The organism is Corynebacterium sp. MSK122 (assembly GCF_030229435.2).
Taxonomy (GTDB): domain Bacteria; phylum Actinomycetota; class Actinomycetes; order Mycobacteriales; family Mycobacteriaceae; genus Corynebacterium; species Corynebacterium marquesiae.
Genome location: NZ_JASPHV020000016.1, coordinates 45,066 through 53,429, shown reverse-complemented (window position 1 = coordinate 53,429; position 8,364 = coordinate 45,066). Strand labels below are relative to the sequence as shown.

Below are 8,364 nucleotides of genomic sequence, written 5' to 3'. Positions count from 1 at the left end.
GCGCGACCAGGCTAACTGCCTCGCCTGCCACCACGCGCTCAACAGCAGCATCCTTAACATCCTTCGGAGTCCAACGCGTCACAACTACCTCCCGGTCGAAGTGGCGCATTCACCCCTTGACAGCACGCACTACCCAGGACTTGACCCGCCGGATAGCCGCTTCTGCTGCGTATGGGCCCATTTGTAGTATCCAGACCGAGATACTTTTAATAGCCGTGCCATACGTTTGATGCTGTAGTTGGCCTTCTCCTGCCGCATCAATTCGAACTTTTCTGCTCGCGTTGCTTCGCAGCGAAGAAGGCTGTCGCTTTTGACAAAAACTCATTATCCATCTTGGCTTCCGCCAGTTCACGGCGCAGACGAGCATTTTCAGCACGAAGATCAGCCTCGCTCATCCCATCTGATGCTCCACGGCGCTCACGCTCGAGTTTGACCCACCTGCCCAAAATTGTGGCTGATACACCAATCTCCTTGGCCACATGAGCAATCGGGCGCTGCGACTCGATTACCAGGTTTGCGGCTTCACGCCGGTACTCCGGCGTGTATTTCTTGCGCTGTTGACTCACAATGAACATCCTCTCCTACGGACACAAGATCCGCACAAATAGGGTGTCCACTACTCGAGGGTAACCTCAGGGCGTTGATGTCGCCTTCAAGACTGTTTGTCGCTGAATCCCAGCGTTTAGGATCAAGCGCATTCGGTGGGGGGCTGCAGGTAGGTAAACAGCCAATTGTTGCGCGAGAGGCGCAGCAGTGAGTTATAGGCTTTGCGCACCCGTAGATGAGTCCATTCCCACTGGTTATTGAGAGTTCGGCGCTCTTTGGCCATGGAGGTTTTCTGTTTGAGAAATGTTTTGAATATCTGACCGAAGTCGTGCAGGCGCAGCGTCCACACCCGTGCCTGGTCGAGCGTGGTGACACGGGTTAGTTTCAACGCCAGTGCGTAGATGGCTTTGCCGGCGTCGGCGCGCGGCCGTGAGGTGGTGTAGCGGCGGATGACGCGTTGCGCATGGACGAGGCAACGCTGAATCATTGCGTTTGCCCAGCAGGCTTAATCCGCGGTGAGTGCGCCTTGTCCGCGGCGTCGAGGACGACGCAGAGCGGCTCGGCGATTTTGTGAAGAAGCTGCGTGTATGCGTGGACAGTTTCGTGTTTGATCCAGTGCCAAGCAATGACGTGGTCGCGGCTGGCTGCCACAAGCAGGCAGCCAGCCGCTGTGTAGGTGCCGTCGATGAAGATCTGATCGTAGACGCGCTGCGGGGCACCGTCGTTGGGGATGTCGATGAGCCAAAACGGTTCGAATCGGCGATCAAGTGTCCAACGACTCACCCTTTGTTGCTGAGCGAGTTCAGACAACATCGCTGTGTAGGTGGCATAGAGGACGAAGGCTTTAAAGTTGCGGGCCTGCGTGCAATCGGTGCGGGTTCGTGTCGTGGAACTACCGCAGTTCGGGTTTTTGCATCGCCACCTGGTTGTACCTTTGGATGTGGTTCCGTTTTTCTTCATTTGCCCAGCACTTACCGGGCATCGTGGTCTGTTTTTACTCACCCGGAAAGCACACCAACCCCCGACTAGCACAGGGGGTGTCATTCCAATGGATTGAACACGAAACGGGCGGATATAAGCATCAAGACCTTATATCCGCCCGATCTACCCAACCTGAGCAGCAAGATCGCTGTAACTCAGACTCACTTTTTGCTACTTAACCCAATAATCAAGCTTGAGTTCGACAGATTAAGCATCAACCAACGCCGACGCAAGCTGCTACTCTGAATGTTCCTAAAATATCCGCATCCACTTTTGCTCCTTACCCCCTTTTTCGAGGATGGGTCAGTGTTGATACGAAAGGTACTCGCGATGGTGCCCTTTATGCGCACCACAACGCGGCTACACCTAGGTTACAGATACGACACGCTAGCGAATGCAACAATGCGCTACCACGCGTTCATCACATTCAAGACCTGTGGCTTAGAGCGATTGAGCTGATAGCCAAACTGCTCCCAGTTGTGCAGCCCTTGAGCAGGGTAGCTTACAGTCGGATTTAGACCCTGCAGCCGCGCAGCGGTTTCCCACGCGCGAGTAGTCGCATTAGACCCGACTTCTAAGGCTGCCCCCGCAGCTTGATGCTGTGGCAAATAGTGGCTGTCTCCAGGACCAGGGATACCTGATGCCGCAGAAATATATAGATTAGTGTTACGCAATCGAGGAATCAGCAACAGTGGATCGTTTTGGAAGCGCTTCGGATTGAATAGCGATCCGTACATTGCATTGATATTAAAGCCACCAGCATCCAACATGGCCAGACGCATGAATGTCTGTGCACCGGGGACAGTTGTAGTCAGGAAGCCGGAGTAGGACAGCGCCTGACGGAACTGGTTCGGGTGCTTAGCAGCCAAGGTCAGTGCAGCACCGGCACCCATGGACAGGCCAGCAATGGAGTTGTTGTTACGGGCAACACCGAAGTTGCGCTCCAAGTAGCCAGGAAGCTCGCTGGTCAGGAAGGTCTCCCACTTGTAGTTGACGGGATTTTCCAGGTCGTAGGTCGCAGGTCCCTGCCAGTCCGCGTAGAAAGAGGCGGCTCCGCCAACTGGCATCACAAGTGTGATGTTGTGTGGCTCATAGGTCTTCGCCGCATTAACATCGTTTACCCACGCATTTGTATAATTAGTTGCGCGCAGACCATCAAGCAGATAGAGTGCCGCATTTCCACCCCGCTTCGCCGGCTGTATCTGTACGGGAATATTACGGCCCATCGCTTGCGACCAAACGTCGCAACGCTGAACCCACCAGGCGACCTTGTCCCACTCACATGTACCAGTGGCGTCACGGCGCAGCCAGTCGCGGTTGGCTGCCTCTGCTGGCTGGGAACCCGCCACGACAGCTAGACCCAAAGCTACGGCAACTGCCATGATGGCTGAAAGGACGCGACCCTTAATGGAAGCAGTCATCTTTCTCCTTCAAACTACTCGGTGATTGTCACTAAGTTCTATCGTCCGGAACCTGTATACCGTTAACGTCACGGATCGATAACAATGTCACAGAATAGTGTATCTTAGGTTCCCCTAGAGCCTGCATTTGAATGGATTAATGCAGGTAGTCAGAGGGATTAGAAGAAAAAGTGAGGGTCCGGCCGTCGGTCAGGGAGAATTTAATATTTTTCCAGAAACGGTCCCAAGTTAGGGGTTCCCTGTATGTGGCGAAGAGTTTCTGAAAATCGGCGTCGGCAAGCGCAGCTCGAGCGATGGCCGCCTCGTACTTATCAATCCAGGGCGGAGTCTCATCGATATCGGCTGCGGAATCTGCCACCTGCCACGACATTTCCAGGCTCTTGTCGTGCCCAATGCGTCCTCCCACGATGCGCGGCTGGCGCGCCGCCAAGGGGTTACTGAGGCCAATATCGTCCAGCACGCGAATATCCAGTGGCGCATTCATGGAAGACAGGCCCAAATTGAGCAGGTAAACGGTTGGCGGATCGGTTCGCGAAGGGTCCGCAGGCGTGGCCGTCCACGAGAGCCTATCTTCACCCTTGATATAGCGGAAGGTCATGGCGTCGCCGGCCTCTAGCTCGTCGATGCCCTCCTGGTAGTCCTCCATAAACTTGGCGCCGAGAAACTCTTCGGCGCGCAAGGGGGGATCTTGGCGCTGAGTAGCGTAAGTCCAAAAATCACGTTCGTCCACGATGGAAATTTCATCCGCATAGACGCTGCGATCCACCGGATGGCCGCGCAGAACGATAACCAGCGCCCACACCGCGCAGAAGACGGAGACGATCCACATGCGTACGCTAACGACAAAGATTGGAAGCAGAAACGCAAAAAGTGGCAGCAGCAGCATGCGGCCGTGCATAAAGTCTCCGCCCACGCGCAAGACGTAAAGCGTATGGATGAGCGCCGCACCCGCAAAAAGATACGCGGCAGTGGCGGTGGATCGCACAGCAGTGGGGCGCAGGTCCGCCTTCCACAGACCCACAATGGCTAGCACGATGAGCGGCAGGAAGAGCCAATACGGGCCGACGAAATCTGCCAGGTAGGTAAAGCCCTTGCCCCATTCGGAACCGGCTGCAGACTTGGCGACGGCTGTGTGCGGGGTCAGCAGCCCGTAGTAACCCATGCGGAAAATCTCATAGGACAACGGCAGCGGTACCGCAGCGGCAAGAATCTTCCACGAGCGATGGGATACCAGCAGCAATACACCTATCAGCCCGCCGTACAGGGCGAGCTCTGGCCGCACGAGCCAGGACAATCCGGCCCAGAAAGCTAGCCAGTAGGCGTCGCTATTACTATTGGAGTGGCGGGCCGGCCGCGACCAACGCAGCAACAGTGTCCACAGCACAGCAAGATAGAAAATGCACAGACCCCATTCCAGACCGGATGTGAAAAAGTCCCGAGCCGGTGGCAGGGCCAGATACACCAGCGCGCCAGCCGGAAGGACGGCCCCAGAGCGCATGCTTGCCGATGCCCCCGTACCGACGACCATTGCCGCTACCGCCAGGATAAGGCCCAAGTAAATGGCGATGCCTTCCAGGTTTGCGTGGGAGACCCAGCGCACAAGGAAAATGAGGTACTGCCACAACGTGGAAGTATTGGCCTCTACCCGCTCGCCCATATTGAAAACTGGGCCGTTCCCAGCTTCAAGGTTGCGCACGGTACGCAGGACGATGAGGCCATCATCGGAAATCCAGCGGCGCGCGAAGCCGCCCCAAAAAGACAAAACACCGATCACAAGAACGACCGCTGGAGTACTCCAGCGGGCGATACTCTTGTGATCGATGTTAAGCACGAGGAGAAAGTTTATCAGCCTCGCGGAAAATTTCTATATCAATTCACCTGTGTCTAGAACAACGGCATAATATAAACCGCCATGGCAATACAGGAGAGCCAGGCCAAGGCGAGAACCTGCAAGGTGCGGTCCTCCAGTGCAATCTCGTCCGGTGCACCACCCTGGCCGCGGTCCACATCGGCCGCGTAGCGGAGGATGGCGATGGTAAACGGCACCATGGAAATTTGGTACCACACGCCACCAGTCTGAGCGTCGCTTGCAAGCTCGAAGCCCCATAGGGTGTAGCAGATGACCACCGCGGTGGCGGCTAGGGTCCACACGAAGCGCAGGTAGGTAGGCGTATAGCCTTCTAGGGACTTGCGGATCTTCGCGCCGGTTTGTTCTACCAGCAGGATCTCAGAATACCGCTTGCCGGAGGCCATAAACAGCGACCCGAAGGCGGCTACCAGCAGGAACCACTGGGAAAGCTCAATACCCGCGGCCACGCCACCAGCCATGGTGCGCAACATGAAGCCCGAGGACACCAGCGCAATATCGATCACCGGCATATGCTTCCAGCCAAAGCAATAGCCCAACTGCAACGCGATATAAATCGCCATCACGATAGCCAGCTGCGGGCCGGCGGTGGCAAGGAAAGACAGGCCGATGGACAGGCCAATGAGCACTACGGCCATAACATAGGCGAGCTTAATCGGCAGCACGCCCGAGGCAATCGGGCGGAAGCGCTTGGTCGGATGCTCTTGGTCCTCGCGCCAGTCCTTCGCATCGTTAATCAGGTAGATGGAGGAAGCGCCAAGGCAAAAGACGACGAAGGCCAAGAGGACGTCGAGAAGCACGCGGCCATGGAACAGCGCATCGGCACCGGCCGCGGCGGGGGCGGCCAGCACCAGGACATTTTTGACCCACTGCTTGGGGCGCAGGGCCTTAATCATGGCATCGGTAAGATTCTTCGGCGGCTTGCGCTTGCGGCCGGTATCTACGCCGGAGGTGTGCGGTTCCGAATGGAAAAAGTGCTGGTTTCCATCATCGCTCATGCTTCATTCCTTTCATCACGACCTCCGCGGTAGCAGCGCCGATGGCCGCACCCACGGCCGTATCTGTTGGATAGTGCACTCCGAGCACCATACGCGATGCCATCATTACCGGCACGCCGAGAAGGGGCGCCTTGCGGCCGGTAAGGCGGCTTACCGCCACCAGGAATGCGGTAGTCGAAGTCGCGTGCGAGCTGGGGAAAGACAACTTGGAGGGGGTCTTTACCCCCACGCGCACGTACGGATAATCCGGGCGCTTGCGGCGCACGATGCGCTTGAGCACCACGCTGGCGGCGTGCGCGAGGAAGGCGGCGGCCCCTACGCGGACCCAGCCTTCGCGGCGGCGCTTGTCGATGCCCGCCCCTACCGCAGCGCTGCCCATCCAGCCCAAGGCATGCTCGCCCCAGTGGCTAAGCCCGCGGGCGGTGGAAAGCACGCCGGGCACGTGGAAGGCCGCACCCTGGATGAGTTCGAGGACGCGCGATTCTGCTACGGAAAGCTTATTGGGCATCGAAGACCCTCTTCCACGACTCGCGCGAGGTCAGCTCCGGCTGGGCCGCGCGGTATTCGGCGCGCAGGTCGTCGAAGTTCTCTTCGATTTCCTTCAGCAATTCGCGGGTCTGGGTCACGAGGTCCTTGGCCAGATCGCGATCACGTTTGCGGAAGGCCACGCCGGTACCACCCGCGGTGGACACAGTGGCCGAATCTACACGGGACAAGGTGAACCAGCGGGCCTCGTCCGGGGTGAGGTTAAGCTGCGGCGCCTCGTGGTGCGCAGCGTCTTCCTTGCTGACGAGGTGCTTGAGACCCTTGATAGCCCACGGGATCTTCTTAATCTTGGCCAGGCGGCCGCCGATATTGCGGGTGGGCACGCCCGGCGCGCCGGTGGGAGCCGGCAGCTCATCGGCGGATTCCAGGATGACGGCATCGGAGTAGTTCTTGCGGATCTGCGCGATGCGCGGCAGCGAAGACTCCAGGATGTCGAAGAGATGGTCCGGCCCGGCCAGGAAGTCTCGCATAGCCTCAATCTGGATGGCCATGGTGGAGTATTCCATGCACATGGTGTGCTTGAGGGTGGACTTAAAGATGGACTTGGTAATGCCCTTGACCGGCCCCTCGTGGTACATCGCAGCCACGATGAGGCGGTTGCGTAGGTGGAAGTAGGCCTGCCAGTCAATGGCATCGTCCTTATCGGCCCAGGCCATGTGCCAGATGGCGGCACCCGGCCAGGTCACCGTGGGGAATCCGTTGCGCGCTGCTCGCAGGGAGTACTCGGTATCGTCCCACTTGATAAACAGCGGCAACGGCTGACCGTTGGTTTCTGCCACGATGCGCGGGAAGAGGCACATCCACCAGCCGTTGTATTCCACGTCAACACGGCGGTGCAGCGCACGGGAATCATACTTTTTCGGATCCAGGTGGGTTTCGCGGGTACCGATGGCGCGCAGAGGGTACTTAGCAAAGTCGTGGTCGTAGACGGCGTGCGGCGCCGCGCCCCACATGAAATCGGCACGGTTAACCTGCTCGCCAGTAGTGCGCAGCTGGGAGCGTTCCTGCAGGTTAAGCATCTGTCCGCCGACGACAATGGGCTTGGCGGCGTAGCGGGCCGCCTGAACCGCACGCAGTACGGAGTCCGGCTCGATGGCGATGTCATCATCCATGTAGAGGATGAAGGGCGAATCGGTATTTTCCAGCGCCTCGTACATGATGCGGGAGTAGCCGCCGGAGCCGCCCAGATTGCCTTGGCGGAACTCGCGGAAACGCTCGCCAAAGTGGGCCACCGCCTCGTCGTACCCCGGCTCATCGGCCGGGTGCTGGTTGCCTTGATCCGGCATGAGGACGAAGTCGATGATCTCGTCTACCACCGGGTCCTCGGCCAGTGCCTTGAGCGCTGCCACAGCATCGGTCGGGCGGTTAAAGGTGGGGATGCCAACCGCCACGCGCTTGTCCTGCGCCGGCTGCTCGGTGCCGTCCGGCAGCAGCTGTGGGCCGGGGGCGTGGGGGGAGCACCAGGCGGCGTCGGCAAGCGTGGTTTCCTGCTCGGCGGTGATATCGAACCACAGCCAACCGCCGTCCTCGAAGTTTTTAAGCGGCAGCTCGAACTCGTGGTGGCCGGTGCCTACCAGGTGGTTGGCCACGGAAATGCGCTGGCCATCCTGCTTGGAGCGGTAGAGGGAAATATTTGCTTGACCCTCAATGTCTAGGCTGAGGATTACGGAACGCAGCTGCGACCAGCGGCGCCAGTAGGAGGCTGGGAAGGCGTTGAAGTAAGTTTCAAAAGATGCTTCCTCGCCGGCCGGAATGGTGACGGAGGTGCGGTTAAACCAGCTGAGGCGTTCGCGGTTTTGCTCGGCCTCGATGAGGTAGAGCATCCGCACATCAAAGGGCTCGCCGCGCTTAGGCAGCAAGATGCGCTGCAGGGGCTCATGGGCCTGGGTGTTGTTGGCAGTCACGATAGCTTCGATTCTCCAAACGGTATAAACAGTAGTCAGCGATTTAGCGTAGTTGCTTTTGCATAAGTACTTCGGTTTACACGCGGAGCCCGTATGATGGA

Annotated in this window: 6 protein-coding genes and 1 pseudogene; all 7 read right to left on the bottom strand. The window is 58.3% G+C overall.

Annotated features, from left to right (window positions below):
* Positions 1–257: 257 nt before the first annotated feature.
* On the bottom strand, positions 258–566 hold the full coding sequence (locus QP934_RS08110; RefSeq protein ID WP_239194917.1) for a transposase: 309 nt from the start codon (positions 564–566) through the stop codon (positions 258–260).
* Positions 567–636: 70 nt separating this feature from the next.
* Positions 637–1,548, bottom strand: a pseudogene (locus QP934_RS08105) (IS1249 family transposase); the annotation flags it as partial.
* A gap of 386 nt (positions 1,549–1,934) precedes the next feature.
* Positions 1,935–2,948: an alpha/beta hydrolase gene (locus QP934_RS08100; RefSeq protein WP_419127261.1), complete on the bottom strand. Its 1,014-nt coding sequence runs from the start codon at positions 2,946–2,948 to the stop codon at positions 1,935–1,937.
* Between the two features lie 136 nt (positions 2,949–3,084).
* Positions 3,085–4,779 carry a hypothetical protein gene (locus tag QP934_RS08095; protein ID WP_337888703.1) on the bottom strand — a complete coding sequence of 565 codons (1,695 nt, stop codon included), beginning with the start codon at positions 4,777–4,779 and terminating at the stop codon, positions 3,085–3,087.
* Between the two features lie 53 nt (positions 4,780–4,832).
* Positions 4,833–5,813 (bottom strand): decaprenyl-phosphate phosphoribosyltransferase, encoded by a 981-nt coding sequence (locus QP934_RS08090; RefSeq protein ID WP_337888704.1) that lies wholly within the window; start codon positions 5,811–5,813, stop codon positions 4,833–4,835.
* Positions 5,803–6,321, bottom strand: a complete 519-nt coding sequence (locus QP934_RS08085; RefSeq protein WP_419127260.1) for a phosphatase PAP2 family protein — start codon at positions 6,319–6,321, stop codon at positions 5,803–5,805. Before QP934_RS08085 ends, QP934_RS08090 begins: the two co-directional genes overlap by 11 nt.
* A complete protein-coding gene (locus QP934_RS08080) occupies positions 6,311–8,263 on the bottom strand; it encodes a glycosyltransferase (protein WP_419127259.1) in 1,953 nt (650 codons plus the stop codon). The genes QP934_RS08085 and QP934_RS08080 overlap by 11 nt, the downstream gene beginning before the upstream one ends.
* Positions 8,264–8,364: the final 101 nt, after the last annotated feature.

What these genes read in the sequence shown, in the direction of transcription:
- QP934_RS08085 (WP_419127260.1), bottom strand. Translation starts at nt 6,321, where the DNA reads ATGCCCAATAAGCTTTCCGTAGCAGAATCGCGCGTCCTCGAACTCATC.
- QP934_RS08100 (WP_419127261.1), bottom strand. Translation starts at nt 2,948, where the DNA reads ATGACTGCTTCCATTAAGGGTCGCGTCCTTTCAGCCATCATGGCAGTT.
- QP934_RS08090 (WP_337888704.1), bottom strand. Translation starts at nt 5,813, where the DNA reads ATGAGCGATGATGGAAACCAGCACTTTTTCCATTCGGAACCGCACACC.